The sequence below is a fragment of the Sinomonas gamaensis genome (assembly GCF_005876955.1).
In the GTDB taxonomy this organism is placed as follows: domain Bacteria; phylum Actinomycetota; class Actinomycetes; order Actinomycetales; family Micrococcaceae; genus Sinomonas; species Sinomonas gamaensis.
Window position 1 is genome coordinate 63,499 of sequence record NZ_SSCL01000010.1, and the last position, 26,052, is coordinate 89,550.

The following is a 26,052-nucleotide window of genomic DNA, read 5'->3' on the forward strand; positions in this document are numbered from 1 at the left end:
TGACGCCGGAAGCGGAGACCCTCGTGGTCACGACAGACGTCGCGGTTGGCTCCTTCTTCTTGCTGATCGCCGGCTTCGCGGAGGCAGGCTTGCGCCCGGCCGCCACGCTTTGCGGCGCCTTGCCCGCGGAGGGGGAGACGTCGTCGTCCTCTGCATCGGCGTCGACGTCGTCGAAAAGGCCGGCGAAGATGTCGTCGTCCTCGTCGTCGTAGCCGAGATCAGGGCCCTGGCCGAAGCCCTCTTCGTACTTGGCGTCGAGATCGGACCTGTAGTCCTCGTCGTAGTCGTCGTAGGCAGAGCGCGAGGCCATGACTGTCACTGCTGCAGATTCTCCTCGAGGTCGGCGCGGCCATCCGGCGGGCAGCCCACGGGGAGCCCGATTCGGACGGAAGTTGGGGGATGGACCGGCCGCTGGGGGCGACCGAGCCTTAAGAGCTTAGCAAGCCCGAGTTCCCGTTCGGTTCGCCCCGCATTCACGTCAGGTCCGAGAAAGGCAGAGAAACTGGCGTGGCGCTGGAATCGTGCGGCAGACTGAGATGTTGCACACGGTACCTGCTGAGACAGGTCCGACCTTCGCGCAAGCACCAGCACCATCACCTGCATAGAACTCCCATCAGGAGACCCCGTGACGCCCGCGTCCGAACACCCGATTTCCCGTGAGAACCGCCTTGTCATCACTGCGCTTGTGACGGCGACCTTCGTCGTGATCCTGAACGAGACGATCATGAACGTGGCCCTGCCCCGCCTCATGGCCGAGCTCCGAATCGACGCGTCGACGGTCCAGTGGCTCGCTACGGCGTTCATGCTGACCATGTCCGTGGTCATTCCGACCACCGGCTTCCTGCTCCAGCGGCTCACCCGCAAGACGGTCTACATCCTGGCCATGGGGCTCTTCAGCACCGGGACGCTTCTGGCAGCCCTCGCACCGGGCTTCGGGATTCTGCTTCTGGCCCGCGTCGTCCAGGCGTGCGGCACGGCGATCATGCTGCCGCTGCTCATGACGAGCGTGCTGACGCTCATCCCTGTCGCGCGGCGCGGTCAGGTCATGGGTGCTGTGAGCATCGTCATCTCCGTGGCACCGGCCATCGGGCCGACACTCTCGGGCCTCATCCTGCAGTTCCTCTCGTGGCGCTTCATGTTCCTCACGGTCCTGCCGATCGCTCTCGCGACCCTGTTCTTCGGTGCGCGCAAGCTTGGCGGTTCCGCCGAGGCGGAGCGTCCGAGTCTCGACCTGCTCTCGGTCATCCTCACCGTCCCCGCGTTCGGCGGACTCGTGTACGGCCTCAGCCAACTGGGCGGGGAAGGCAGCGGCGGGATCGGCCCGGTGGCCCCGCTCGCCGTCGGCCTCGCGTGCCTGGCCCTGTTCACGTGGCGGCAGCTCGCGCTCCAGCGCTCGGGCTCCCCGCTGCTCGACCTTCGGGCCTTCAAACACCCCATGTACACCATCGCGACCGCGCTGCTGGTGGTGGGCATGATCGCACTGTTCGGCGTGGTGATCCTCCTGCCGATCTACCTCCAGCAGGTCCGAGGGCTCGACACGCTGTCCACGGGTCTCCTGCTCCTGCCCGGTGGGCTCGTGATGGGGCTGCTGGCCCCGACGGTGGGCAAGTGGTTCGACCGCGTCGGCCCCGTGCCGCTCACGCTCACAGGAACCGCGCTCATGACAGCAGTCCTGTTCGTCCTTGCGTTCCTCACGGCAGAGACGCCGATCTGGCTCGTCCTGGCGCTCCATGTGGCGCTCTCGCTCGGCCTCGCGCTCCTGTTCACGCCGGCCTTCACGAGCGGCCTCAACCCCCTCCCGCCGCACCTGTACAGCCACGGCTCGGCAATCCTGAGCACGCTCCAGCAGGTCGCGGGCGCGGCGGGCACGGCCCTGCTCGTCGGCATCATGGCCGCGCAGGCGCACGCGGCTGCCGTCTCCGGTTCAGCAACCACAGCCGTAGACGCCCAGATGGCAGGCTTCCGCGCAGCGTTCCTCGTCGCGGCCTGCGTGGCGGTCGCCTCGATCGTGCTGGCCGGCTTCCTCAGGAACCGGCCGGCGCAGGTGTCCGAAGGAGCGGAGCCCGCCGCGGCGATGCACTGACCTCCCTGCCCCTCCCCCGTTGCGCCGTCACGTCCGCAGGGTGAAGGACGGCCGCTAGGCGGAGAAGCCGCCGTCGGCCTTGATCAGCTGCCCGTTGATCCAGCCACCCGGCGCACTCAGCAGGAAGGCAACCACCGCCGCGACGTCTTCCGGCGTCCCCAGTCGGCCGCCAGGCTGCCGAGCAGTGAGGGCCGCGCGCGTCGCGTCGTCCATCCACCCCGTGTCGATCGGCCCGGGATTGACGACGTTCGCCGAGATGCCGAGATGCCCGAGCTCGCGCGCGGCGGCGAGGACGATGCGGTCGAGCGCGCCCTTGCTCGCGCCGTACGGAAGGTTGTGCACGGTGTGGTCGCTCGTGAGGGCGACGATCCGCCCCAAGCCCTGAAGACTCGGCGGGAACTGCTCGGCGAAGGCCTTGACCAGGAGCCAGCTTGCCCTCGCATTGACCTGGACGTGCCGGTCGAAGGACTCGACGCCCGTGTCCAAGATCGACGAGTCGACGGATTCCGCGTGGCTGAGGACCAGCGCACGGACTGGCGCCCTCCCGCCCGCCTCGGCCAGGAGCCGCGCGGGTGCTTCGGGATCCTGCAGGTCAACCTCGATGATTCGCGCCTCGGCGCCGAGCTTCCGAAGCTCCTCCACAGGCGCTCCGGCTTCCTGAGCCTCGACGCCGTGCACCCGGACGTCGTAGGGCGTCCAGTGCGAAAGCGCGAGATCCCAACCCTGGCGGGCAAGTTCGCGCGCGATGCCCGCTCCGAGGCCTTCGCGGCGTCCCACCCCGGTAATGAGGGCAAGGGGGCGGTCAGCGGTCGACGGCGTCCCGCTCCTGACTGCTTCCACGCTGGCAGCGTAGCGACTCTCCACACCATGTGGACTCTTTGGGAGGAGTTATCCACACAATGTGGGGAAAGCGCGTGCAAATCCCCTCTCAGTCCCGCATGTAGTGGGCCAACCCCGGAACCACAGCAGATCTTCCCGAATGACACCGCTGTAAGTTATCCACTCTGGGGACAAGGCTGTGGATAACGACGGCAGATGTCCACAGGAAATTCAGACCTGTGGAGCCACAAATCCTTCGGCAACGAGATCCTGATAATCCGGGTGGCGTCGGACGAACGCCCGGACGTAGGGGCAGTAGGGCCTGATCCTCAGGCCTTTGGCGCGCACATCGTCGAGCGCGAAGGTCACGAGACGGCCAGCCAGGCCAAGACCGGAATAGCCCTCGTCCACCTCGGTGTGGTCGAACGCGAACACATGACCGTCGTCCTGGACGCGATAGAGCGTCATCCCAATGCGCTTGTCACCGTCGCGCAGCTCGTAGCGGTGGCGTTCTGGCACGTGGACGATCTCGATCCGATCCGTCACTGCGGCTTCCTCTCTCGCGCTCCTCCGCGCGGCCGGAGTCGAACTTGGGGGAGCACGGGTGCGGGCAGGGGATGATCCCCGTCGGTGAGGTCGACGACCGGCCCGAAGCGGCCGCCGTCGTCCACGGCCCCAGCGTCGCGCACGGCCTCCATGCCGGTCTCGGCGCCGATCTGGCGCTGCCACGCCGCGCGGTACCCCACGATCTCCTCGTGACTCCGGCCCACAAAGTTCCACCACATGGTGATCTCCTCCTCGAACGGCGTCCCGCCGAGCAGAAGAATCCGCAGGGGATCGGGGGCGGGGTTCTCGAGGTGCAGCTCGTCTCGTCCCGTGCCGACGTACGCGAGCGTGCTGTGCGCGGCCTCGCGACCCTCCACGCGTGCAGGCCCGTTCTCGGCGAGGACGCCGTGCTCGAAGGCCGGATCGACGGCGAGCACGACGGCGGCGCCCGGCTTGAGCAGGAGCTCGGCACCGAGGAGGGGCGTGTGGGTGACGACGGGGGACTGACTGCCGGCAAGCTGGCCGAGGAATACACGGGCCTCGCCGACGGCGGCGCCGCCGTCGGTCGCCGTGAGCGTGACGGGTTCAGGGACGTAGCGCTCGAACCCCGGCTCCACGTGTCGGCTCGCATCGGGAAGTGCGGTCCACAGCTGCGCGCCGTGGAGGATCGTCGTGCGGGGAGTCGAGTACTCGGAATGGTTGATGCCGCGTCCCGCCGTCATGAGGTTGAGCTCGCCCGGGCGGACGAACGCGTGATGACCCGCGCTGTCCCGGTGCTCAACCTCGCCGGTGAAGAGCCAGCTCACGGTCTGCAGCCCAGTGTGCGGGTGCGGGGGCACCCGCATGCCTCCGGTCCGGGAGACGTCGTCGGGCCCGTAGTGGTCGAGGAAGCACCAGGCTCCGATCAGACTGCGCTCTTTGGAAGGCAGCGTGCGCCGGACGGGCATCGCCCGGGGTCCGCCCAGAGGGACATCGCGCGGCACGAGGAGCTCGACGTCGGCGGCGACATCGTCCAGCTCGGCTCCGCACAGGGTTTCCTGGGGCTCGAGTTCGAGATTGCTCATGACTGCCCTCCTCCGCCCGAGCCTAGCGGCTTCGCGTGAAAGTTGTGCACTTTCCAACAGGGACTATCCCCATAGTTATCCACATGTGTGGAGAAGGCGCTAGATACTCGCCTGCAGAGCCTGAACTACACATCTGTAAGTTACGCACACTGTGGAAAACCCCTGTGGATTACCCCTTGACGCTCTTGATCCTCGGGACCTAATCTTGATGTATTCAACCTCTAGGTTGATAAAGCGAGCAGTTGATCATCGTGCCCTTGATCAGGCCGATGAGGAGAAGAGGAACCGTGGACAAGGTGGAGCTCGCCGATCCCGCGATCAGCGAGGAGGACAGGCTCAACCGCGCTTTCGCAGCCCTCTCCGACCCGTTGCGGCGTCGCATCGTCGCCCGCCTCGCGCAAGGCGACGCTACGGTCAATGAACTCGCCGAACCCTTCTCCGTCACCTTGCAGGCAGTCTCAAAGCATCTCAAGGTGCTCGAAGACGCCGGCCTCATCACGCGGCGCCGCGAGGCGCAGCGCCGTCCCTGCCATCTCGATCCCGAGGCCTTGGGCCGCCTTACCGCGTGGATCGAGGGCTACCGCCAGACCGTCGAAGAGCGCTACGAGCGCCTCGACGCCCTACTCGCATCACAGGAGAATCAGCCATGACCGCCACCAAGACCACCGTCGTCTCCGCAGAACCCGGACTTCCCTTCGTGGACGTCACTCGGGAATTCGATGCTCCAGCTGAGCGCGTCTTCCGCGCCCACACAGATCCTGAGCTCGTCGCGCAGTGGATGGGGCCACGGAAGTACGTGACCCAGATCGACCACTTCGATGCCAGGACCGGCGGGGCCTACCGCTTCAGCCAGTCGGACGGCGAGGGCAACGTCTACGCCTTCCATGGCTCGTTCCACGAGCTCTCCGCGCCCAACCGGCTGGTGCAGACGTTCGAGTTCGAAGGCGCGCCGGGCCACGTGTCACTCGACGCAGCGCAGATCGAGGACCTGGAAGGCGGGCGCTGCCGGCTGACGGTGCATTCCACGTTCCAATCCGTCGAGGACAGGGACGCCATGCTCTCAGCGGGGATGACTGACGGCATGAACGAGGGGTATGAACGTCTCGATGAGGTTCTCGCCCAAGGCTAGCAGGGGCTTGAGTCGAGCTATCCACAGATAACCTGCGCTCTTGTCCACAGCTGGGGATGACGCTTCTGAATCTCCACTCTCGCTTTCGGCACCATCGCCGCAATCACGCGGGAGAAGGGCTTCTAACTACAGACCTGTAAGTTGTGCACACTGTGGAAAACGTCTGTGGACAACGGGCGGCTCAGATGCCGGGAAGGACCGCGCCCGGAGTTCCGATCGTGCCGAGCCGCACCACGGTCAGGATGACGAGCAGTGCCGTCACGAGAGCCATCCCGCCAATCTGGAGGAGAAGCTGGTAGCGACCCCTCGGGGCATAGGCGATGGCCGCCGTCGTCAGCCCTCCCGCTATCAGCCCGCCCAGATGCGCCTGCCATGCGATCCCTTGGACTACGAATCCCAGGGCGGCGTTGATGGCGATGAGGACGAGGAGCTGACGCACGTCGCCCCCGCGCTGGCGGAGGACCACGAAGAGTGCGCCGAAGAGCCCGAAGATCGCGCCAGACGCGCCGATCACGCCGTTCATCGAAACCGGCGTCAGGAGGAAGAAGCCGACCGAGCCGCCCAAGGCGGAGATGAGGTAGACGGCAAGGTAGCGAACCCGGCCAAGAACTGGCTCAAGAATCCTGCCGAAGATCCAGAGCGTGTACATGTTCAGGACGATATGGAGGACAAATCCCTCCGAATGCAGGAACGCGCTCGTGAGCATGCGCCACGGCTCGAGCCCAGTGAGCGCCGTCGCGTAGGCGAAGTCCTGATAGACCAGATCGTTCGGCAGCAGCCACTGCAGCGCGTAGACCACCGCGCACGCGGCGATGATCGTCCAGGTGACGATGGGCTGTCCGCTGCGCACTGCCGCGCCGTAACGGGTCCTTGCCGCGGGAGCTGACAGCTCCCGCACGCAGTCGATGCATTGAACGCCCACCGGGGCCGGCCGCTGACACTCCGGGCACGCAGGCCTGCCGCACCGCTGACACCTCACATAGGAGACGCGGTCCGGATGGCGTGGGCAGACGGGGGGAGCGGCCGGCTCTGCCGGGGGCATTCCATAACTCATGGGGAATACAAAGCGATTCCGCTAGAGGTATAAATCAGAGCTTCTCGATATCGATCGAGGTGATGACGACGTCCTCGACAGGACGGTCCTGCAAGCCCGTACGAACGCCCTCGATCTCGTCGACGACCTTCTTGGATGCCTCGTCGGCGACCTCCCCGAAGATCGTGTGCTTGCCGTAGAGCCAGCTCGTGTCGACTGTCGTGATGAAGAACTGCGAGCCGTTGGTGCCCTTGCCGCCCTGAATGCCGGCGTTGGCCATGGCGAGCTTGTACGGCTCCTTGAAGTTGAGCTCCGGGTGGATCTCGTCGTCGAAGCGGTAGCCCGGGCCGCCGATGCCCTTGCCGAGCGGGTCACCGCCCTGGATCATGAAGTCCTTGATGATGCGGTGGAAGATCGTGCCGTTGTAGAGGGGCGTCCCCGTCTTGTCCTCACCGGTCTCGGGATGCGTCCACGACTGCTCGCCCGTCGCGAGTCCCACGAAATTCTTCACGGTCTTCGGCGCGTGGTTGCCGAAGAGATTAACCACGATGTCCCCGTGGTTCGTGTGGATGGTGGCCTTGGCGGTTGCATTAGCACTCATGCGCTCATTCTTCCATGCAGCCCTTTGCGCCAGCGGAGCGAGGTTTGCTGTTCTGCGCTGGGTGAAATCGGGGAACTAGAGGGCACGGAATGCGATGCATGCATAGCCTACGGCCCCCGGCTCTCGTAGGCTGGCGATGGACCTAGCAGAATGTCTGGAGGTAGCCGTGAAGAAATCACTGGAGAAGACCGTCACGAGCAGCGTCGAGAGTGCGCGCGACTGGGCACAGCCGCGCGTAGACGCGGCCGTGGAATGGGCCGTCCCTAAGATCCAGCAGGGCCTGGATGCCGCCTCCCCGAAGGTCCAAGAGGGCCTCAAGACCGCGGCCCACAATCTCGCCGAGGGCGTCGCGACCGTGACCCCGAAGATCCAAGAGGGGCTTTCCCATCTGGCCCCGAGGATCACCGAGATCGTGGACACGACCGCCCCCCGCCTTCATGAGGCCGTGGACAAGGCGGCGCCGGTCATCAAGGACACCGCCGATCAGGTGCTCCCGCGGATCTCGGAGGGCATCGCTACGGCGGCGGAGACCGTGAACCGTGGATTGGCTGCGGCTCCGGGGCAGGTCGACGCCGTCGCCCAGCGCCTCGCCGAGTCGGGCATTGTCCGCCAGGCGGACGCCGCAGCGAGGGAGGCCGTCCACGCGGCGCAGCAAGCTGCCCGGCAGACGACGCAGGAACCGGTCAGGAGGAAGCGGCGCGGGCTGCTCGTGTTCGGGGTTGTGGCTGCGGCCGTCGCTGCCGGCGTTGCTGCTTGGAAGGCGGCCAAGCCGGTCGAGGATCCGTGGAAGACCCCGGCGCCCGTCAAGCCCGTGCCTGTGACCCCAGTTTCGTCCAACGGCTCGGGAGCCTCGGCTTCGAGTGCGGGCGGCGAGACCAAGGAGGAGTCGCCGGAGTCACAGGTGGGGGAGACGCCGTCGGCCTCGACACAGGCCGAGCCCGCCCCGGTGCCGGCAACTCACACATCGATGGGCCCCGAGTCTGCCGAGGCGGATGCGCCTGACGCCGACCAGGACGCCGCGGAGGCGAAGGGCGAGGCGAAGCACGTCGCGAGCGACGCAGCGGAGGCCATTCGCAACATCCACGAGGCAAGCCAGGACAACGGCAAGCCGTCGCAGGCCTGACGCCCGGCGTTTAGCGCTTCATCGAAGCGGGGAGGGGATCCGTGGAATACGGGTCCCCTCCCCGCTTTGCTACATTTGCGGATGATGGCCGCGGAATCAGCCCTCTCTCCCTACACGTCCGGTCGCCCGAGCGTGTCGATTGTCATCCCCGCCTACAACGAAGAAGGCGTGATCCGGCAGTGTGTCACGGCCGCGATCTACCAGTCGGTGCCTGCCCTCGAGATCATCGTCGTCGACAACCGCTCCCAAGACGGTACCGCTGGAATCGTCCGCCAAATGCAGGAGGAATACCCCGAAGCGGGCATCAGGCTCCTCTCGCAGGATGCGGAGCAGGGGCTCATCCCCACCCGCAATTTCGGGCTCGACTCCGCTCAGGGAGACCTCCTCGGCCGCATCGATGCCGATTCGCTCCTCGAGCCGGACTGGGTCGAGGAGGTCATCAAGGCTTTCGCCGACCCCTCCGTGCAGGCTGCCACCGGCCCGGTCGTCTATTACGACATGCCCATGCGCAGGTTCGGGCTCAAAGCGGACGACAAGGTCCGCCAGCTCATGCTCAAGCTGGCCCGGCAGCAGTACCACTTCCTGTTCGGCTCCAACATGGCGTTGCGGCGCAGCGCGTGGGAAGAGATCCGCGGGGAGGTCTGCCGCGACGAGAAGGATGAGATGCATGAGGACATCGATCTGTCCCTGCATCTCGCCGAGCATGGCCTTCGGGTGGAGTACTGGCCGAACATGGTGTCCGGAATGTCCGACCGCCGCCTCGAGGACTCGCCGCGCGACTACCGCTACTACGTGACGCGCTTCGACCGCACCTACAAGGCGCACAACGTCAAGAAGATCGCCCTCAAGGCGCCGATGGTCGTCTTCTTCTCGATCTACTTCCCCGCCAAGCTGCTCCGCGCGGTCCACGCGGCCAACTCGTCGTCCGCGCCCAAACGGGGCGGCATCCGAACCGAAGTCTGACCTCGGCGTACTAGTCCGCGCCGAGTTCGGGCAGGTTCCGCTCCCGCTTGAGTCGCCGCTGCCCGAGGACGACGACGGCGAGGCCGGCAAGGATGCCGACGAGCCCAGCGTAGGTCCCGGCTGGCAGGACCTCGTGGAGGAAAACCGCCGCGAGGATCGCCGCTCCGGGGATCTCGAGCAGGATGATCATGGACACCAGGAGCGGGCTCAGGGTTGCCACGAGGTGGTTGAACGACGTGTGCCCCACGAGCTGAGCCGCCACGGTGATGGCCACGATTCCCGCCCACCCGGACGGGGTGAATCCTGCCAGACGCTGGCCCGAGAGAAGCGCGAGCACAGCCACCACCAGGGCGCAGACGCCGTAGCAGACCGCCGTATACGTCCCCGTGCTCATGGTCTGCCGGGCCCGCCCGCCCGCCATCGTGTACAGGGCCGCGAGCACACCTCCGGCCAGGGCGAGGACATCGCCGAGGACCGCCTCGGGCGAGCCGCCCAGGTCCAGTCCTGTGATGGCCGCGACTCCGGCGAACGACAGGCCTAGCCCCACCAGGACGGCTGCTGGCAGACGACTCCCGCGGAGGAGGGCGAACACCGCGATCCAGCCCGATTGGAGGCACACGAGCGCGGTGGTGGCGGCGACAGAGGTGAGCGTGAGCGCGTACATGAAGGTCACGAAGTGGAAGGCGAGGGCGACGCCGGCCGAGATCGACCAGAGGTACTCCCGGCGTCCGAGGCGCTGGAACTGCGACGGCTCCCGGACGGCTACGGGAGCGGCCATGACCACGGCGGCCAGGGCATTGCGCCAGAAGGCGATCGCGAGGGCCGTGACCGAGCCTCCCGCGAGCGTTGCGGCGATGAGGGGCCCCGAGGCGGAGACGCCGAGGACGCCGAGCGTGGCGATGAGAGGGGTCACCGCTCCACTCTAGACGGGCGCGTCCGGCGCTCCTGTCCGCTTCTTCGAGCCCCTGCAGCCTGTCGTCACGCGACACGCCGGGCCAGAAGCGATTGGGGAGTATCAACCGGACAGGAGCCCGGGCGGAGGCAGAAAAAAGTCCCGGCACCGTACTGGTGCCGGGACTTTCCACCGGTGGAGGCAAGGGGACTCGAACCCCTAACCCCCTGCTTGCAAAGCAGGTGCGCTACCAATTGCGCCATGCCCCCGGATCGACCAGAAGGCGAAGCTACTCGACGTTGTCCGTCGTGGAGCTCCAGACCTTCTTCTGGGCTTCGGATTCCTGGACCTTCTTGACAACAAAAGCGCCCGCAAGAGCAGCGATCGCCACAGCAATCAGCTTCTTCACGGGCACCTCCGAGTCGGAAAGCAGGATCCGTGGGCGTACCAGGACTTGAACCTGGGACCTCTTCGTTATCAGCGAAGCGCTCTAACCGCCTGAGCTATACGCCCCCACAGCCTCACGAGCCCTATATTCCATAGTGCCCTTGGGCCGAGATAAGACTCTACAGCACCGGAGGCAACCCGGCCAAATCCGTCGGTCAGTCGTCGGTGAGCGTCACGCCGACGCCGCCGACGAGGGCCGACGCGATGTTGTAGAGCACCGCGGTGAGCATCGACAGGGCCGTCAGGAGCACGACGTTGACCACCGCGATGATCGTCGCGAACGACGCCACCTGGCCCAGCGAGGCGACCTTCTTGAGGTCGAATCCGCCGCTCTCGGAGCCGGCCACCTCACCAAGAAGGCCGTTGATCTTGTCGAAGATTCCGGTGACGTCGAGGACCATCCAGAGGACGATCGACGCGACGACGGTCACGATCCCGAGCGCGACCGAGAGCAGGAACGCCATCTTGAGCACGGACCACGGATCGACCTTGCTCACGAGGAGCCGGGCGCGCCGCTGCTTGGCCTTGGGCGCCGGACGCACGAGACCCTGAGTGGGCGCACCGCCGAGAGGAGGACGCTGGGCCGGTCGAGCACCCGCCGGGCGCTGGGCGCTGCCCGGAGCCGCCGTGGCGGGACGCGGGCCAGCGGTCGTGGGAGCCTGGGTGCCGCGCGGCTGATAGCCGCCAGCGGACGACGGCGACGCCGCCGGCCGCTGCGGGGGGCGGGCCGGTGGGGTCACCTGAGGGTAGCCGCCGGGACGGGCCTCGTTCTCGGGCGTGCTCACTCGTTACCTCCGGGGTTCTCGACAGAGTCTCCACTCAACGTTACGGCATCCTCTGCCTGCACGCCTTCGACAGCTGTCTCGGCGTCGTCCTCGGGAAGGATCTCGACGACCGCCTCTTCGGCTTCGTCGGCAAGGCCTCGCTCCGTGTTCTTCGCCACGGCGATGATCCGATCGCCGTCGTCCGGCCGCGCGAAGATGACGCCCATGGTGTCCCGTCCGGTAGCGGGAACGCCCGAGACGGCGGAGCGAACCACCTTGCCGCCTTCCATCACCACGAGAACCTCGTCCTCGTCCTGGACGATGAGCGCACCCATGAGGTGGCCGCGGCCCTCCTGGTACTTGCCCACCTTGATGCCGAGGCCGCCGCGACCCTGGCGCCGGTACTCCTCGACCGAGGTCTTCTTGGCGTAGCCGGCCTCGGTGACGATGAAGACGGAGGATCCCTCGCGCACCACATCCGCGGCGAGGAGCTCGTCGTCGTCCCGGAACTTCATGCCGGTGACGCCGCTCGTCGCGCGTCCCATGGGACGGAGCGCGTCGTCGTCGGCCGTGAAGCGCACGGACTGGCCGTGCCGGGAGACGAGCATGAGGTCGTCGGTCTCCGAGACCAGCTGCGCGGAGACGAGCTCGTCGCCGTCGCGGAGGTTGATGGCGATGACGCCGGCGGACCGGTTCGTGTCGTAGTCCTCGAGGCGGGTCTTCTTCACCAGACCGCCCTTCGTGGCGAGGACCAGGTAAGGAGCCTGCTGGTAGTCGCGCAGGTCGAGCACCTGGGCGATGCGCTCGTCCGGCTGGAACGCGAGCACGTTCGCCACGTGCTGGCCCTTCGCGTCGCGGCCGCCCTCGGCGAGCTCGTACGCCTTCGCCCGGTACACGCGCCCAAGGTTCGTGAAGAACAGCAGCCAGTGGTGCGTGGTCGTGACGAAGAAGTGCTCCACGACGTCGTCCCCGCGCAGCTGCGCACCGCGGACTCCCTTGCCGCCGCGGTTCTGCTGGCGGTACTGGTCGCTTCGGGTGCGCTTGACGTAGCCGCCACGGGTGATGGTGACGACCATCTCTTCCTCGGGGATGAGGTCCTCGACGCTCATCTCTCCGTCGAAGCCCGGAAGGATCCGCGTGCGGCGGTCGTCGCCGTACTTCTCGACGATCGTTGCGAGCTCTTCCGAGATGATCGCGCGCTGCCGGGCGGGATCGGCGAGGATCTCGCGGTACTCCGCGATCTGCGCCTCGAGCTCGTCATTGCGGTCCTGGATCTTCTGCCGCTCGAGGGCCGCGAGGCGGCGGAGCTGCATGTCGAGGATCGCGCGGGCCTGGAGCTCGTCGATCTCGAGCAGCGACATCAGCCCGTCACGAGCCTCTTCCACAGTGGGGGAGCGACGGATGAGGGCGATGACCTCGTCCAGCATGTCGAGCGCCTTGAGGAGGCCGCGGAGGATGTGGATCTCTTCCTCGGCCTTCCGCAGCCGGAACCGGGTGCGGCGCACGATGACATCGATCTGGTGGGTCACCCAGTGGCGCACGAAGGCGTCGAGCGAGAGCGTGCGGGGCACGCCGTCGACGATCGCGAGCATGTTCGCCGCGAAGTTGTCCTGCAGCTGCGTGTGCTTGTACAGGTTGTTCAGCACGACCTTGGCGACGGCATCGCGCTTGAGCACGATCACGAGGCGCTGGCCGGTGCGGCCCGAGGTCTCGTCGCGCAGGTCGGCGATGCCGTGCAGCTTCCCGTCCTTGACGAGCTCGGCGATCTTCATCGCGAGATTGTCCGGATTCGCCATGTACGGCAGCTCCGTGACCACGAGGCACGTGCGGCCCTGGATCTCCTCGACGTTGACCACCGCGCGCATGGTGATCGAGCCGCGGCCCGTGCGGTACGCGTCCTCGATGCCACGGTGCCCGAGGATCGTCGCACCGGTGGGGAAGTCCGGGCCCTTGATCCGGGCGAGGAGTGCGTCGAGGAGCTCTTCGCGGGTCGCCTCCGGATTCTGGAGGTACCACTGCACGCCGTCGGCCACTTCGCGGAGGTTGTGCGGTGGAATGTTGGTGGCCATGCCGACGGCGATGCCGGACGAGCCGTTGACCAGCAGGTTCGGGAACCGGGCCGGCAGGATCGTCGGCTCCTGGTTCTTGCCGTCGTAGTTGTCCTGGAAATCGACGGTCTCCTCGTCGATGTCCCGGACCATCTCCATGGCGAGCGGCGCCATCTTGGTCTCGGTGTAGCGCGGAGCCGCGGCGCCGTCGTTGCCGGGGGAGCCGAAGTTCCCCTGGCCGAGCGCGAGCGGATAGCGCATGACCCAGTCCTGGATGAGGCGCACGAGGGCGTCGTAGATCGCCATGTCGCCGTGGGGGTGGTACGTGCCCATGACGTCGCCGACCACGCGCGCGCACTTGTTGAAGCCGCGATCAGGGCGGTAGCCGCCGTCGAACATCGCATACAGGACGCGGCGGTGCACGGGCTTGAGGCCGTCGCGCACGTCGGGGAGCGCGCGGCCCACGATGACCGCCATCGCATAGTCGAGGTAGGAGCGCTGCATCTCCGTCTGCAGGTCCACCTGCTCGACGCGGTCGATGAGAGCGCCCTCGGCGAGGGGGCCGGTGGGCATGCCGTCGGGACCGACGCCAGGGGTCTCGGGCGTCTCGTCGCTCATGAAAGTCTCCTAAAGGGTTGCAGGGGAGCCAGGTCAGATGTCCAGGAAGCGGACATCCTTGGCGTTCTGCTGAATGAAGTGCCGGCGCGACTCCACGTCATCGCCCATGAGCACCGCGAACGTCTGGTCGGCTGCCGCGGCGTCCTCCATGGTCACCTGGAGCAGCGTGCGGTGATCCGGGTCCATCGTGGTGTCCCAGAGCTCGGTGTAGTCCATCTCGCCGAGGCCCTTGTACCGCTGGATCCCGTTCTCCTTCGGGAGCCGCTGCCCGTTGGCCAGCCCGAGCCGGATGGTCTCGTCCCGCTCGCGATCGCTGTACACGTAGTCGTGCGGATGGTTGGACCACTTGATCCGGTAGAGCGGCGGCTGCGCGAGGTACACGTACCCGTTCTCGATGAGCGGCCGCATGTAGCGGAACAGGAGCGTCATGAGCAGGGTCGTGATGTGCTGGCCGTCCACGTCTGCGTCGGCCATGAGCACGATCTTGTGGTACCGCAGCTTGGCAATGTCGAAGTCTTCGCCGATGCCCGTGCCGAAGGCCGTGATCATCGACTGGATCTCGGCGTTGCCGAGCGCCTTGTCGAGGCGCGCCCGCTCCACGTTCAGGATCTTGCCTCGGAGCGGGAGGATCGCCTGGGTCTTCGGATTGCGGCCGCGTTTTGCGGAACCGCCTGCCGAGTCGCCCTCCACGAGGTAGACCTCGCACTCCGACGGATCCTTCGACGAGCAGTCGGACAGCTTGCCGGGCATGCCGAACGACTCGAGCGGACTCTTCCGGCGCGCATTGTCGCGGGCCTTCCGTGCCGCCATGCGGGCCTGGGAGGCCTGGATCGCCTTCCGGATGATGTCGCGGGCGGGGCCAGGATTGCGCTCGAACCAATCGCCGAGCTGATCGGTCACCACGCGCTGGACGAAGCCCTTCGCCTCGGAGTTTCCGAGCTTCGTCTTCGTCTGGCCCTCGAACTGGGGCTCTGAGAGCTTGATGCTGATGACGGCGGTCAGGCCCTCGCGGACGTCGTCGCCCGTGAGGTTGTCCTCCTTCTCCTTGAGGATCCCCTTCTCGCGCGCGTAGCGGTTCACGAGGGACGTCATCGCGGCGCGGAAGCCCTCCTCGTGGGTGCCGCCCTCGTGGGTGTTGATGGTGTTCGCGTAGGTGTGCACCGACTCGGCGTAGGCCGTGGTCCACTGCATCGCGGCTTCCAGCGTCATGCCCCGCTCGCCGTCGGTGCTCTCGAACGCGATGACCTCTTCGTGGATGACCTCGATCTTCTTCGAGGAGTTGAGGTGCTTGACGTAGTCCAGCAGGCCGTCGTCGTACTTGTAGTCGACCGTGCGCGGCTCGGGGGCGTGCTCCGCCTCGTCCGCGAGCTCCTCCTCGTCCACCTGTGTGGCGCGCTCGTCCGTCAGGGTGATCCGCAGGCCCTTGTTGAGGAAGGCCATCTGCTGGAAGCGCGCGCGGAGCGTCTCGAAGTCGAAGACCACGCTCTCGAAGATCGAGGGGTCCGGATAGAACGTCTGGATCGTGCCAGTGGCCTCGGTCTCCTCGCCCTGCTCGAGGCTCCCGACCGGATGGCCGCCGTCGCGGAACGACATCCGCCAGACGTGGCCCTGCCTGCGGACCTCGGTGTCCACACGGATCGAGAGGGCGTTGACCACCGAGATGCCGACGCCGTGAAGACCGCCAGAGACGGTGTACCCGCCGCCGCCGAACTTGCCGCCGGCGTGCAGGATGGTCATGACTACCTCCACGGTGGGCTTGCCCTCCGTGGGGTGGATGTCCACGGGGATGCCGCGTCCGTTGTCCTCGACGCGCACTCCGCCGTCCTGCTGCAGGGTGACCTTGATGTGGTCGCAGTACCCGGCAAGGGCTTCGTCGACCGAGTTGTCCACCACCTCGTAGACGAGGTGGTGGAGGCCGCGGGGTCCGGTGGAACCGATGTACATGCCCGGGCGTTTGCGGACGGCTTCGAGGCCCTCGAGTACGGTGATGCTGCTCGCCCCGTATTCCCTCGGGGCCTGCGCTTCCGGTGTCTGTTCAGGCGTGGGTGCAGCTGCACCGTCCCCGTTCCAGTCGTTCGCTGCGCTCTCGTCAGCCACAGGCAGTCTCTACCCCTCTTCAATCGACAGGCTTATGACTCAATTCTACCGGTTCCCGCGCTCTGGCTTGGACACTCCGGGGCCGTGTGTGCCCATGGGAAGCCTGCAAGGGCGGTTATGGCGGCTCAAAAGGAGGCCGACCAAGGGGCAGTGTGGCTCCCGGCCCGTGAGCGGCGCAGACCGCGGATTCCCGGCTTGGACCTGACGGGGGCCTCTGGGGTCAGCCGTAGGTGTCCCGCGGCCCCCGGCCGCGGACGTGCCGCAGGCCCTTGCGCCAGCTCGGCGCGGTGGGACCGAGCACTTGGAGGGTGCGGACGACGTCGGGCCCCAGCTCGCGCGCGAAGCGGTCCAGGATCGCTGTGCTGAGCAATCGCAGCTGAGTGGCCCACGCCGTGGAATCGCACCTGACACGCAGGGTCGTGTCATCGAAGCTCTCCGGCGTGCAGTGGGCGGCCACCTCGGGACCCACGAGCTCCGGCCACCGAGCCATGACGGAGCCGACGGCCACGGGGGAGGACCATCCGCGGTCGGCCACCATCCGGCTCACGACATTCCCGAGTCCCAGGGGGTCACGGCCCGAATATCCGGGCTCCCGCCGGCGGCGCACCTTCCGCGGCTCGCTCGACGTTCCAGGCGGAGGGGTGACGAGCGAGCCCTTGGTCCGGGTTCGAATCTCGCCTCGAGCCTCCGCCGCCTGACGCACGCGGTTGAGCGCCGCCTGCGCGGCGTCGACCTCTTCGGGGTGATCCGCGGAGTCGGCCATCAGCCGGCCTCGGTCTTGGGCTCATGGTCGGGGGCCTCCGCCGCGATTCCCCCCGGGACCACCTGCACCCGGCGACCCGAGAGCTCTGCGGGGATATCGCCGTCGACCGCCGCGGTGACAATGACCTGCTCCGCCTTGGCGACGATCGACGCAAGTCTTGTGCGCCGGGCCGTGTCGAGTTCGGCGAACACGTCGTCGAGGATGAGGATCGGCTCGTCGCCCTCGACCGTTGAGTCGTCGAGCATCACGTAGTAGGACGCGAGGCGCAGGGCCAGCGCGAACGACCACGTCTCGCCATGGGAAGCGAATCCTTTCGCCGGGGCGGGACCCAGCAGCAGCTCCAGCTCGTCCCGGTGGGGACCCACGAGCGAGAGCCCGCGCTCGAGTTCGCGGGGCCTCGAGGCCGCCAGCGCGGCGAGGAAGCGCTCGGCGATCTCGCCGGCGGCGAGGGTTTCCAGACCGGCAGCGGACGACGGCGGCACGCTGGCTTCGGGGGTGGGCTCGCCGTCGTCGTCCGCTACCAAGCCCTCGATGCTTGCACGGTAGGCGAGCTGTGCCGCCTTCGAGCCGTCCGTGAGCTGCGCGTACGCCGTGGCGACGTGCGGCCGCAGCCGCTCGACGAGTTCGAGCCGGGCAGCGAGCAGTTCGGCTCCGATCCTGGCCAGCTGCTGGTCCCACACGTCGAGCGTCGATTCGACCGTGCCTCCGTGGGCATCGGGGATTCTGCTCCCGCGCGAGCGGGAGGTGCGGGCCGTCTTGAGGAGGGCGTTGCGCTGCTTGAGGACGCGCTCGTAGTCCGCGCGGGTGCCCGCGTGCCGGGGGATGAGCACCGTCAGGAGCTCGTCGAGGAAACGACGGCGGCCCGAGGGGTCCCCTTTGACAAGCGCGAGGTCTTCCGGTGCGAAGAGCACGGTCCGGGCGATCCCGAGCATTTCCCGGGCCCGCCGGGGCGCGCCGCGGTTGATCCGCCCGCGATTCGCCCGGCCGGGGTTGACTTCGAGCTCTAGCTGCGAGCGTTGGACACCGCGCACGAAGCCCGCCCGCACGATCGCCTGGTTCGCGCCGAACCTCACCAGCGGCGCGTCTGAGGACACGCGGTGCGAGGACAGCGTCGAGAGGAGCCCGATGGCTTCGACAACGTTCGTCTTGCCGACGCCGTTGGGGCCCACGAGCACCGTGGGACCCGGCTCGAGGCTGAGGTCGAGCTGGGCGTAGCTCCGGAAATCCGTGAGCGAGAGCCGTTCGACGTACACCTGGAGGAGGGTCCTTCGGCCCTTGGCTACTTCGCGGGGCGCGTGGCGTGGCCGCCGAACTGATGGCGCAGCGCCGAGACCATCTTCATGGCAGGGGAGCTGTCCTCGCGGGACTCGAAGCGGGCGAAGAGGGCGGCCGTGATGGCAGGCGCGGGGATGGCGTTGGCGATGGCCTCCTCGACGGTCCAACGGCCCTCGCCCGAGTCCTCGACGTAGTCGTCGATGTTCTCCAGGCCTGGATCCTCCTCGAGTGCCTTGACGAGGAGGTCGAGGAGCCAGGACCGGACGACCGTGCCCTTCTGCCAAGCGCGGAACGTGCCGGGCAGGTCGGTGATGATGTCCTTGGCGGCAAGCAGCTGGTAGCCCTCCGCGTACGACTGCATGAGGCCGTATTCGATGCCGTTGTGGACCATCTTGGCGTAGTGGCCCGCGCCGATTCCGCCCACATGGACGAAGCTGTCCGCACGGACGCCCTCGGGTCGGAGAGCGTCGAAGATCGGCATGGCGGTCTCGATGTCCTGCGCCTCGCCGCCGGCCATGAGGCCGTAGCCGTTCTGCAGGCCCCAGACACCGCCCGAGACACCGCAGTCCGCGAAGTGAATGCCCTTCTCGGCCAGCTCCGCCGCGTGCCGCTGATCCTCGGTGAAGCGCGAGTTGCCGCCATCGATCACGAGGTCGCCCGGCGAGAGCTTCTCGCAGAGCTCCTTGACCACGGCATCGGTGATCTCGCCGGCGGGAACCATGACCCAGACGACCCGCGGCGTGGGCAGCGCCGCGACGAGCTCTTCAATGGAGGCGACGTCGGCGACCTCCGGGTTGCGGTCATAGCCCGTCACCTCGAGGCCAGCGCGCCGGGCGCGCTCCCGCATGTTGAAGCCCATCTTGCCGAGGCCGATCAATCCGAAATGCATCATGTTCCTTTCGACGGCACAGCGCGGGCTCGCGTCCCCCGGGTGTGCAGGGTGCGGTGGACTCGATCAATTGGGGAGGCGCACGGGCATGACGAGGTAGCGGTAGTTGGCCTCGTCGTCGCCCTCGAGTTCCTTCTGTGCGGTGAGCATCGCCGGCTTGGGTGCGCTCGTGAACGAGAAGCGCACATAGGGTGCCTCGATGACGCTCAGGCCCTCGATCAGGTAGTGCGGGTTGAATGCCACGGTGATGTCTTCGCCCGTGAGCTGTGCCTCGAGCTCTTCCGAAGCCTGGGCGTCTTCGCCGGTTCCGGCGTCCAGGGCCACGAGGCCCTCGGAGAAGGCCAGCCGGACGGGCGTGTTCCGTTCAGCGACGAGCGACACGCGGCGAACGGCCTCGACGAGGTCCTGGGTGGAGACGATCGCGTGGATCGGGGTGCTTTCCGGGAACAGGGATCGGATCTTGGGGTAGTCGCCGTCGACCAGGAGGGACGTCGTGGTGCGGCCGGCGCTCTCGAAGCCGATGAGACGCGAGTCGTCTTCGGCCAGGGCGATGCTCAGTTCGCCGGATCCGCCGAGCGTCTTGGCGACCTCGTTGAGGGTCTTGGCCTTGACGAGGGCGCTCGTCGAGACCGACGGGGCGGCGGGCTTCCACGGGATCTCGCGGAGGGCCAGGCGGTACCGGTCGGTGGCGAGCAGTGTGATCAGGTCGTCTTCGAACTCCATCCGGACGCCGGTGAGGATGGGGAGGGTGTCGTCCTTGCTCGCGGCAATGATCACCTGGGCCACGCCCTTGGCGAACGCGTCCCCGGAGACGGCCCCAGTGATTGCCGGAAGCTCGGGGAGAGGCGGGTATTCACCTTCGGGCATGGTCGCCAGGTGGAATGAGCTTCGACGGCAGGTCAGGGTGACCTTCGAGCCATCCGTCTCCACGTCCACCGGTGCAGCGGGAAGGCTTCGGCAGATGTCTGCGAGGAGGCGCCCCGAAACAAGGATCGTGCCTTCGGCGCCGATTTCCGCGGGGATCTCGAGGCGGGCTGACGTCTCGTAGTCGAAGCTGCTGAGGCTGACCACGCCGTCGTGCGCCCTGAGCAGGAGACCGGAGAGGACGGGGACCGGAGGTCGGGGTGAAAGGGACCGTGCCGCCCAGCTCACTGCCTCTGTGAGGACATCCCGTTCGACTCGGAACTTCACGGAAGGATTCCCGCCTTTCAACGACTGGTGCGGCCCGGCGCGCACTGAGCACAGCTTAGTCGCATCTTCCGGGGCCAGTTCAACGCGGACCGGAGCCGAGGGGGGTCTGTTGGGGGCTCGGACGGGAGGGCCCGTGGGGTCGCAAGGTTCCTGTTGTCTGATGAATCTCTAAATCCTTGGGATTCGTGGTGTTAATAACTGTTGTGGAAACTGTGGAAAACGGCCCCCAGGCCTGTCCTGCCGCGGAAGTTGGCTGTTCACGGAGTGTTGACGCCGTGCGGATGAGCTCAGGGGCGCCTGTGGACTGCCAGATTCTTGTCATTAGTGCTCTCCACAGAGTCGGGGAGGGTTTTAAGCCCATCCACGGCGGATGTGCACTTAACCGCCCACAGGGTTTTCCACAGCACGCTGTTAATAAGGAATGACAAGAAAGCTCGCAGCCGAACTCACAGGCCTCGCTGGGCCTGCTTGATCTTGTTCGTGAGCTCGGTGACCTGGTTGAAGATCACGCGCCTCTCGGCCATGAGCTCGCGGATCTTCCGGTCGGCGTGGATGACCGTAGTGTGGTCGCGGCCGCCGAGGACCTGCCCGATCTTGGGGAGCGACATGTCCGTCAGTTCGCGGCACAGGTACATGGCGATCTGCCGAGCGGTCACGAGCGTCCGCGTCCGCGACTTGCTGTTCAGCTCCTCGACCGTGAGCTTGAAGTACCCGGCCGTCTCCTGGAGGATCTGGTCCGCGGTGATCTCGAGAGCCGAGTCGTCCGTGATGAGGTCCTTGAGCACCATCTCGGCGAGGGCGACGTCGACCGGCTGCTTGTTGAGGCTCGCGAACGCGGTCACGCGGATCAGGGCGCCCTCGAGCTCACGGATGTTGGTGGCAATGCGGGAGGCGATGTACTCGAGCACGTCGTCCGGCGCATAGAGGCCCTCGCTGTTGGCCTTCTTGCGGAGGATGGCGATTCGCGTCTCGAGGTCGGGCGGCTGGATGTCCGTGAGGAGGCCCCACTCGAAGCGGGACTTCATGCGGTCCTCGAAGCCGTGCAGTGCCTTCGGCGGCTGGTCCGAGGTGATGACGACCTGCTTGTTGCTGTTGTGCAGGGCGTTGAACGTGTGGAAGAACTCCTCCATCGTTCCCGTCCGGCCCGCCAGGAACTGGATGTCATCGATGAGCAGCAGGTCGACATTCCGGTAGGTCGCCTTGAAGCTCGTGCCCTCGTCGTCGCGGATCGAGTTGATGAAGTCGTTCGTGAACTCCTCCGAGTTCACGTACCGGACCCGGATGCCGTTGTAGAGCCGGCGTGCGTAGTGCCCGATCGCGTGCAGCAGGTGCGTCTTGCCGAGCCCCGAGTCGCCATAGATGAACAGCGGGTTGTAGGCCTTGGCCGGCGCCTCGGCGACTGCGACCGCAGCCGCGTGGGCGAAGCGGTTCGAGGCACCGATCACGAAGGTGTCGAACGTGTACTTGGGGTTGAGCCGCCCGAACTCCTGCGACGTGCTGGGCGGAGTCGGAGCGGGACGGAGATCGGGAACGATCTCTGGCCGCTTGACCGGTTCGAAGACTTCTTCTCGCACCGGCACCATCTCGGTGTCCACATCGATGGCGCACCGAACATCATCGGAGAAGACCTGACGGAGGGCCGTGTCAAGCGGCTCCTTCAGCTGGGACTGGAGAACCTCGCGCGTCAGCTCGTTCGGAACCGCAACGAGGAGGGTCGAGCCGATCAGCCCCTGGGCCTGAGCGAGCACGACGAACCCGCGCTGCCGGGGCGTAACCCGATCGTCCTCCTCCAGCAGGCGTACGACGCGCCGCCACGAGCTGCCAACAGTGTTGGCCTCGTTGGCTTCCTCAGTCCCCATATCCCCTTCTCGCCGTCTGTGCCAGTCAATGAGGCACCCACAGTTTGTCCACACGGCTGTCCACATGTGCGGCGGGGGTGCATTGAGCAAGCCTAGAGGACGGAGAAACCAGATGAGAACTGGGAACTGGGCGGGGATGAATTACACTGATGAAGTTCGCCTCGCCATCCGCGTCACCTCGCTGTCCACAGGTCTCACGTGGAGTTCACCACAGGTTGGGGATAGTGGAACCGGGAGTCGGCACGGCGTGAGCCGAATGGTCCTCGGCGCCTCCGCCCGTTGGCACCTCAGTTTGACTGGCGCCTCCCAACTGCCCTAACGTCGTTAAGTCCTTTGTGTCTGCCTACTGTCCTGTCGCATGCCCACGAACGCCGGATCAGCTTCCTGCTGGACCGCGGCGAACGGCATGAGGCGCGGCGGGGCGGCAGGCACCGCCTTTACAGCGTCCGCCAGAGCCACCAGCGCCCCCTGGGCAGACGCCCCGGAACCACTGGAGTGACAACCGTGAGCAAGCGGACTTTTCAGCCGAACAACCGCCGTCGTGCCAAGAAGCACGGCTTCCGTCTGCGCATGCGCACCCGTGCCGGCCGCGCCATCCTCGCCGCCCGCCGTTCCAAGGGCCGCGCAGAGCTCTCGGCCTGAGTTCGGGCCCAGCCCGGCCTCCTCAATGACGCAGCGATAAGGTCGCGGGATGCTTCCCGTCCGGAACCGGCTGCGCACGAGCGCCGATTTCTCGCACACCGTACGTTCCGGCGTCCGCCAAGGGCGCCGGAACGTCGTGCTGTATGCGGCCGTTTCGGACGAGGCCCAAGCATCCCGCTTCGGCTTCATCGTGTCCAAGGCGGTGGGGAACGCAGTGGTGCGCAACCTCGTTAAGAGGAGGCTGAGGGAAGCCGGAGCAGAGACCTTGCGGGACAGGCCAACGGGCCTCGACGTCGTCGTCCGCGCGCTGCCGCCCGCGGCCTCTGCGGACTGGGCTTCCCTTCGCGGCGACTACGCCTCCGCTCTTCGCGGGGCACTCCGCCGGCTTGTGCCGGCGGCGGAAGGCAGGCCTGTATCGGATGGCGGGCCTGGATCGGATAGCGGAACGGAGGTTGGCTGATGGCTGCGGTGAGCAACACCGCCGGCGGGCATGTTCCCGCGAACCCCGCGGCCGCCGTCGGACGTTTCGTCTGGGACATCCCCCGGAAGCTGCTGATCGCGCTTCTGACTGCATATCGCGCGGTCATCTCGCCCGCCTACGGCCAGGTCTGCCGGTTCTTTCCGTCCTGCTCTGCCTACGCGCTCGAAGCCGTCACAGTCCACGGGGCTGTGCGAGGATCATACTTGGCGGTTCGCCGGCTCGCGCGCTGCCACCCCTGGAATTCCGGAGGGCTTGATCCGGTGCCCGATGGGCATCGGCACTGGCCCGAAGGCCGCACGCCGCGGATCGTGGTGCTCAACCACCCGGACCGCTACTGGAGGGATGAGCCGGAACCCGGCGATCCCGCCAGAGACGACACGAGGAAATAGGGAAATTCATGGACCCGTTAAGCGCCGTACTGCTGCCATTCGAGTGGTTGGTGTCCGCCGTGATGGTGGCCTTCCACGAGGCGCTGTCGTTCTTGGGCCTCCCGCCCGGGAGCGGCTGGACGTGGACCTTCTCCATCATCGGCCTCGTCGTCGTGATCCGGGCCGCCCTCATCCCGGTCTTCGTGAAGCAGATCAAGGCTCAGCGAGGCATGCAGCTCCTCCAGCCGGACCTGCAGAAGCTTCAGGCCAAGTACAAGGGCAAGACCGACCAGCTCTCGCGCCAGGCCATGGCCCAGGAGCAGATGGCCCTGTACAAGAAGCACGGGACCAATCCGTTCTCGGCCTGCCTGCCGATGCTGATCCAGATGCCGTTCTTCTTCGGCCTCTTCCGGGTCCTCTCGGGCATCAGCGGCGCCGCCGCGAACAACTCGGGCATTGGCGCGATGACCACGGATCAGGTCAACCAGTTCCACAATTCGAGCATCATCAGCGCCCCGCTTTCGGCTTCGCTGCTCCACGGCGGTGGTGGAAACCCGGTCGTGGTTGCCATCCTGACGATCTTCATGATCGTCGCCATGACCGCTTCGCAGTTCATCACGCAGAAGCAGATCATGGCGAAGAACATGAGCGAGGCCGCGATGCAGAGCCCGTTCATGCGCCAGCAGAAGATCTTGCTCTACATCCTGCCGCTCGTGTTCGGCATCGGCGGCATCAACTTCCCCATCGGCGTCCTGATCTACTGGACAGTGAGCAACCTCTGGACGATGGGCCAGCAGTTCTACGTGATCCGCCGCATGCCTGCTCCCGGTTCGCCGGCCGCCAAGGCACTCAACGAGCGGCGGGCCGCGCGCGGCCTTGCCCCGATCGACGTGACCACGGGGAAGGCCATGAAGGCCGAGGACATCCCCGCACCCATTGAGCCCAAGGGCCAACGCCAGCAGCCGCAGCGCAAGAACCGGAGGAAGAAGTGACCCCTGCCGAGACCACTGCCGAGAGCGGAACCGAGGACATGGACATCGAATCCAACGATTCTGCCGTAGAGGAGACCGCGGGCGACGACGAACGCGAGACTCCTCTGAACAAGCTTGAGGAGGAGGGCGACGTCGCCGCCGATTACCTCGAGGAGCTTCTCGACATCGCTGATATCGACGGCGATATTGACATCGAGGTCCGAGGTGGCCGCACCTACCTTTCCGTGATCGGGGACGAGCAGGCCCAGGGCCTTGACGCGCTCGTCGGCGAGGGTGGAGAGGTGCTTGAGGCGCTTCAGGAGCTCACCCGGCTTGCGGTCCTGTCGCAGACCGGCACCCGCTCCCGTCTCGTGCTCGACGTGAACGGGTATCGCAAGGACCGCGCGAAGTACCTGCATTCGCTGGCCGAAGACGCCGTGGAGAAGGTCAAGTCCGGCGGTGCTCCGATCCATCTCGCCCCCATGAGCTCGTACGAGCGCAAGATCGTGCACGACGCGGTGGCTGATCTCGGCTTCGTGAGCGAGTCGGAGGGCGAGGGCGCCAAGCGCCATATCGTCGTCTCCACCGATTGAGATGACTCAGGATCAGGGAGCGCCTGGCGAGGCAGAGGACGACGGCGGCCTGCCGGAGTTGACGGGGGCGGAGCTCGCTGCAGCCGAAAAGCTCTTCGGCGATCAGCTGGAGCTGGCTCGGCGCTATGTCGACCATCTCGCGACGTCTGGCCTCGAACGGGGGCTGATCGGTCCGCGTGAGGTGCCGCGGCTTTGGAGCCGCCACGTGTTGAACTGCGCGGTCATCGAATCCGAATTCGCTCGCGAGGCGACGGTCGCAGACGTCGGAAGCGGTGCGGGACTGCCCGGGCTGTGTCTCGCCCTCGCCCGCCCGGACCTCACGCTTGTGCTCATTGAGCCTCTTGAGCGTCGCGTGATCTGGCTTGAGGAGGTCGTCGACGATCTGGGGCTCGACAACGTGCGAATCCTCCGCACACGGGCGGAGCAGGCGGTTGACCTGGTCAATGCAGACTATGTCACTGCTCGGGCGGTCTCGGCCTTGTCGAAGCTCGTGCCGATCACGCTGCCCCTGCTTGGGGGCGCGGGCACTCTGGTGGCGATCAAGGGACGGAGCGCCGCCGAGGAAGTGGAGAAGGCCGCGAAGGCCATCAAGAAGTACAAGGGCCACAGCGCGGAGGTACGCGTACTCGGGGAGGGCCTTCTGGAGGAGCCGACCACTGTCGTACGGATTGCGGTAGGACCCTAGGGCTTCCCGGGCCGGGAGGGCCCTACCCGCTAGGCTAGAGTGAGGAAATCGACGCGACCCGAGAGTGAGTGAACAGTGACCAGTGAAGAGTCATCGGCTCAGCGGATC

At 66.7% G+C, this 26,052-nt stretch carries 26 protein-coding genes and 2 tRNA genes; 11 read left to right on the plus strand and 17 right to left on the minus strand.

Annotated elements, in window-relative coordinates; genetic code table 11:
- Positions 1-592 precede the first annotated feature (592 nt).
- Positions 593-2,083: a DHA2 family efflux MFS transporter permease subunit gene (locus tag E5679_RS13890; protein ID WP_249336147.1), complete on the plus strand. Its 1,491-nt coding sequence runs from the start codon at positions 593-595 to the stop codon at positions 2,081-2,083.
- A 54-nt stretch (positions 2,084-2,137) separates the two neighbouring features.
- Here the strand turns inward: E5679_RS13890 and E5679_RS13895 are convergent, their stop codons facing one another.
- From E5679_RS13895 to E5679_RS13905, 3 genes are all read right to left on the minus strand, one after another.
- Positions 2,138-2,923, minus strand: coding sequence for an SDR family oxidoreductase (locus E5679_RS13895; RefSeq protein WP_138416865.1), 786 nt, complete (start codon positions 2,921-2,923; stop codon positions 2,138-2,140).
- A 210-nt stretch (positions 2,924-3,133) separates the two neighbouring features.
- Positions 3,134-3,448 (minus strand): GNAT family N-acetyltransferase, encoded by a 315-nt coding sequence (locus E5679_RS13900; protein ID WP_138416867.1) that lies wholly within the window; start codon positions 3,446-3,448, stop codon positions 3,134-3,136.
- Positions 3,445-4,512 carry a pirin family protein gene (locus E5679_RS13905; RefSeq protein WP_138416869.1) on the minus strand — a complete coding sequence of 356 codons (1,068 nt, stop codon included), beginning with the start codon at positions 4,510-4,512 and terminating at the stop codon, positions 3,445-3,447. The genes E5679_RS13900 and E5679_RS13905 overlap by 4 nt, the downstream gene beginning before the upstream one ends.
- 287 nt (positions 4,513-4,799) lie before the next feature.
- Here E5679_RS13905 and E5679_RS13910 point away from each other — a divergent pair, with 287 nt between their 5' ends.
- Both E5679_RS13910 and E5679_RS13915 read left to right on the plus strand, forming a co-directional pair.
- The gene (locus E5679_RS13910) at positions 4,800-5,162 is read left to right on the plus strand and encodes an ArsR/SmtB family transcription factor (protein WP_249336138.1); all 363 of its coding nucleotides are present in this window, start codon (positions 4,800-4,802) and stop codon (positions 5,160-5,162) included.
- Positions 5,159-5,641 carry an SRPBCC family protein gene (locus E5679_RS13915; RefSeq protein WP_138416873.1) on the plus strand — a complete coding sequence of 161 codons (483 nt, stop codon included), beginning with the start codon at positions 5,159-5,161 and terminating at the stop codon, positions 5,639-5,641. The genes E5679_RS13910 and E5679_RS13915 overlap by 4 nt, the downstream gene beginning before the upstream one ends.
- Before the next feature lie 181 nt (positions 5,642-5,822).
- Here the strand turns inward: E5679_RS13915 and E5679_RS13920 are convergent, their stop codons facing one another.
- Together E5679_RS13920 and E5679_RS13925 are read right to left on the minus strand one after the other, a co-directional pair.
- Positions 5,823-6,695, minus strand: a complete 873-nt coding sequence (locus tag E5679_RS13920; RefSeq protein WP_138416875.1) for a rhomboid family intramembrane serine protease — start codon at positions 6,693-6,695, stop codon at positions 5,823-5,825.
- A gap of 34 nt (positions 6,696-6,729) precedes the next feature.
- Positions 6,730-7,275 carry a peptidylprolyl isomerase gene (locus E5679_RS13925; protein ID WP_138416877.1) on the minus strand — a complete coding sequence of 182 codons (546 nt, stop codon included), beginning with the start codon at positions 7,273-7,275 and terminating at the stop codon, positions 6,730-6,732.
- Between the two features lie 166 nt (positions 7,276-7,441).
- Between E5679_RS13925 and E5679_RS13930 the strand changes: the two genes are divergently transcribed.
- Positions 7,442-8,398 (plus strand): hypothetical protein, encoded by a 957-nt coding sequence (locus E5679_RS13930; RefSeq protein WP_249336139.1) that lies wholly within the window; start codon positions 7,442-7,444, stop codon positions 8,396-8,398.
- Positions 8,399-8,479: 81 nt separating this feature from the next.
- Positions 8,480-9,361 carry a glycosyltransferase family 2 protein gene (locus tag E5679_RS13935; RefSeq protein WP_420821076.1) on the plus strand — a complete coding sequence of 294 codons (882 nt, stop codon included), beginning with the start codon at positions 8,480-8,482 and terminating at the stop codon, positions 9,359-9,361.
- A gap of 10 nt (positions 9,362-9,371) precedes the next feature.
- Here E5679_RS13935 and E5679_RS13940 read toward each other — a convergent pair whose 3' ends face one another.
- The 12 genes from E5679_RS13940 to dnaA form a co-directional block, all read right to left on the minus strand.
- Positions 9,372-10,274: a DMT family transporter gene (locus E5679_RS13940; RefSeq protein ID WP_138416883.1), complete on the minus strand. Its 903-nt coding sequence runs from the start codon at positions 10,272-10,274 to the stop codon at positions 9,372-9,374.
- Between the two features lie 175 nt (positions 10,275-10,449).
- Positions 10,450-10,522 (minus strand) — tRNA-Ala (locus E5679_RS13945).
- 20 nt (positions 10,523-10,542) lie between these two features.
- Positions 10,543-10,662 carry a DLW-39 family protein gene (locus tag E5679_RS21060; protein ID WP_212746955.1) on the minus strand — a complete coding sequence of 40 codons (120 nt, stop codon included), beginning with the start codon at positions 10,660-10,662 and terminating at the stop codon, positions 10,543-10,545.
- Between the two features lie 30 nt (positions 10,663-10,692).
- Positions 10,693-10,766: transfer RNA gene (locus E5679_RS13950), tRNA-Ile, on the minus strand.
- Between the two features lie 89 nt (positions 10,767-10,855).
- Entirely contained in the window at positions 10,856-11,485 is a 630-nt protein-coding gene (locus E5679_RS13955) for a DUF3566 domain-containing protein (RefSeq protein WP_249336140.1), read from the minus strand.
- Complete coding sequence (gene gyrA, locus E5679_RS13960; RefSeq protein WP_138416885.1) at positions 11,482-14,130, minus strand: DNA gyrase subunit A; 2,649 nt, start codon at positions 14,128-14,130, stop codon at positions 11,482-11,484. The genes E5679_RS13955 and gyrA overlap by 4 nt, the downstream gene beginning before the upstream one ends.
- A gap of 33 nt (positions 14,131-14,163) precedes the next feature.
- Positions 14,164-16,227, minus strand: a complete 2,064-nt coding sequence (gene gyrB, locus E5679_RS13965; protein WP_138416887.1) for a DNA topoisomerase (ATP-hydrolyzing) subunit B — start codon at positions 16,225-16,227, stop codon at positions 14,164-14,166.
- A gap of 220 nt (positions 16,228-16,447) precedes the next feature.
- Positions 16,448-16,990, minus strand: a complete 543-nt coding sequence (locus E5679_RS13970) for a DciA family protein (protein WP_138416889.1) — start codon at positions 16,988-16,990, stop codon at positions 16,448-16,450.
- Entirely contained in the window at positions 16,990-18,243 is a 1,254-nt protein-coding gene (recF, locus tag E5679_RS13975) for a DNA replication/repair protein RecF (RefSeq protein ID WP_138416891.1), read from the minus strand. Before recF ends, E5679_RS13970 begins: the two co-directional genes overlap by 1 nt.
- 26 nt (positions 18,244-18,269) lie before the next feature.
- The gene (gene gnd / locus E5679_RS13980; protein ID WP_138416894.1) at positions 18,270-19,154 is read right to left on the minus strand and encodes a phosphogluconate dehydrogenase (NAD(+)-dependent, decarboxylating); all 885 of its coding nucleotides are present in this window, start codon (positions 19,152-19,154) and stop codon (positions 18,270-18,272) included.
- A gap of 66 nt (positions 19,155-19,220) precedes the next feature.
- A complete protein-coding gene (gene dnaN / locus E5679_RS13985; RefSeq protein WP_138416896.1) occupies positions 19,221-20,345 on the minus strand; it encodes a DNA polymerase III subunit beta in 1,125 nt (374 codons plus the stop codon).
- Positions 20,346-20,791: 446 nt separating this feature from the next.
- Positions 20,792-22,204: a chromosomal replication initiator protein DnaA gene (gene dnaA / locus E5679_RS13990; RefSeq protein ID WP_138416898.1), complete on the minus strand. Its 1,413-nt coding sequence runs from the start codon at positions 22,202-22,204 to the stop codon at positions 20,792-20,794.
- 504 nt (positions 22,205-22,708) lie between these two features.
- Here dnaA and rpmH point away from each other — a divergent pair.
- The 6 genes from rpmH to rsmG are packed head-to-tail and all read left to right on the plus strand — an operon-like array spanning position 22,709 to position 25,944.
- Complete coding sequence (gene rpmH / locus E5679_RS13995; protein ID WP_084249685.1) at positions 22,709-22,846, plus strand: 50S ribosomal protein L34; 138 nt, start codon at positions 22,709-22,711, stop codon at positions 22,844-22,846.
- A 49-nt stretch (positions 22,847-22,895) separates the two neighbouring features.
- On the plus strand, positions 22,896-23,306 hold the full coding sequence (gene rnpA, locus E5679_RS14000; protein ID WP_138416900.1) for a ribonuclease P protein component: 411 nt from the start codon (positions 22,896-22,898) through the stop codon (positions 23,304-23,306).
- Entirely contained in the window at positions 23,306-23,716 is a 411-nt protein-coding gene (yidD, locus tag E5679_RS14005; protein WP_138416902.1) for a membrane protein insertion efficiency factor YidD, read from the plus strand. The genes rnpA and yidD overlap by 1 nt, the downstream gene beginning before the upstream one ends.
- Before the next feature lie 8 nt (positions 23,717-23,724).
- Complete coding sequence (gene yidC, locus E5679_RS14010; protein WP_138416904.1) at positions 23,725-24,687, plus strand: membrane protein insertase YidC; 963 nt, start codon at positions 23,725-23,727, stop codon at positions 24,685-24,687.
- 38 nt (positions 24,688-24,725) lie between these two features.
- Positions 24,726-25,259, plus strand: a complete 534-nt coding sequence (locus E5679_RS14015; RefSeq protein ID WP_138417000.1) for a Jag family protein — start codon at positions 24,726-24,728, stop codon at positions 25,257-25,259.
- Position 25,260: 1 nt separating this feature from the next.
- Positions 25,261-25,944: a 16S rRNA (guanine(527)-N(7))-methyltransferase RsmG gene (rsmG, locus tag E5679_RS14020; protein WP_420821077.1), complete on the plus strand. Its 684-nt coding sequence runs from the start codon at positions 25,261-25,263 to the stop codon at positions 25,942-25,944.
- Positions 25,945-26,052: the final 108 nt, after the last annotated feature.

Excerpts from the sequence above, each read along its gene's own strand:
- E5679_RS13905 (WP_138416869.1), bottom strand. The coding sequence starts at position 4,512 with ATGAGCAATCTCGAACTCGAGCCCCAGGAAACCCTGTGCGGAGCCGAG.
- E5679_RS13915 (WP_138416873.1), top strand. The coding sequence starts at position 5,159 with ATGACCGCCACCAAGACCACCGTCGTCTCCGCAGAACCCGGACTTCCC.
- E5679_RS13920 (WP_138416875.1), bottom strand. The coding sequence starts at position 6,695 with ATGAGTTATGGAATGCCCCCGGCAGAGCCGGCCGCTCCCCCCGTCTGC.
- E5679_RS13925 (WP_138416877.1), bottom strand. The coding sequence starts at position 7,275 with ATGAGTGCTAATGCAACCGCCAAGGCCACCATCCACACGAACCACGGG.
- E5679_RS13935 (WP_420821076.1), top strand. The coding sequence starts at position 8,480 with ATGATGGCCGCGGAATCAGCCCTCTCTCCCTACACGTCCGGTCGCCCG.
- gyrA (WP_138416885.1), bottom strand. The coding sequence starts at position 14,130 with ATGAGCGACGAGACGCCCGAGACCCCTGGCGTCGGTCCCGACGGCATG.
- E5679_RS13970 (WP_138416889.1), bottom strand. The coding sequence starts at position 16,990 with ATGGCCGACTCCGCGGATCACCCCGAAGAGGTCGACGCCGCGCAGGCG.
- gnd (WP_138416894.1), bottom strand. The coding sequence starts at position 19,154 with ATGCATTTCGGATTGATCGGCCTCGGCAAGATGGGCTTCAACATGCGG.
- dnaA (WP_138416898.1), bottom strand. The coding sequence starts at position 22,204 with ATGGGGACTGAGGAAGCCAACGAGGCCAACACTGTTGGCAGCTCGTGG.
- rnpA (WP_138416900.1), top strand. The coding sequence starts at position 22,896 with ATGCTTCCCGTCCGGAACCGGCTGCGCACGAGCGCCGATTTCTCGCAC.
- yidD (WP_138416902.1), top strand. The coding sequence starts at position 23,306 with ATGGCTGCGGTGAGCAACACCGCCGGCGGGCATGTTCCCGCGAACCCC.
- yidC (WP_138416904.1), top strand. The coding sequence starts at position 23,725 with ATGGACCCGTTAAGCGCCGTACTGCTGCCATTCGAGTGGTTGGTGTCC.
- E5679_RS14015 (WP_138417000.1), top strand. The coding sequence starts at position 24,726 with ATGGACATCGAATCCAACGATTCTGCCGTAGAGGAGACCGCGGGCGAC.
- rsmG (WP_420821077.1), top strand. The coding sequence starts at position 25,261 with ATGACTCAGGATCAGGGAGCGCCTGGCGAGGCAGAGGACGACGGCGGC.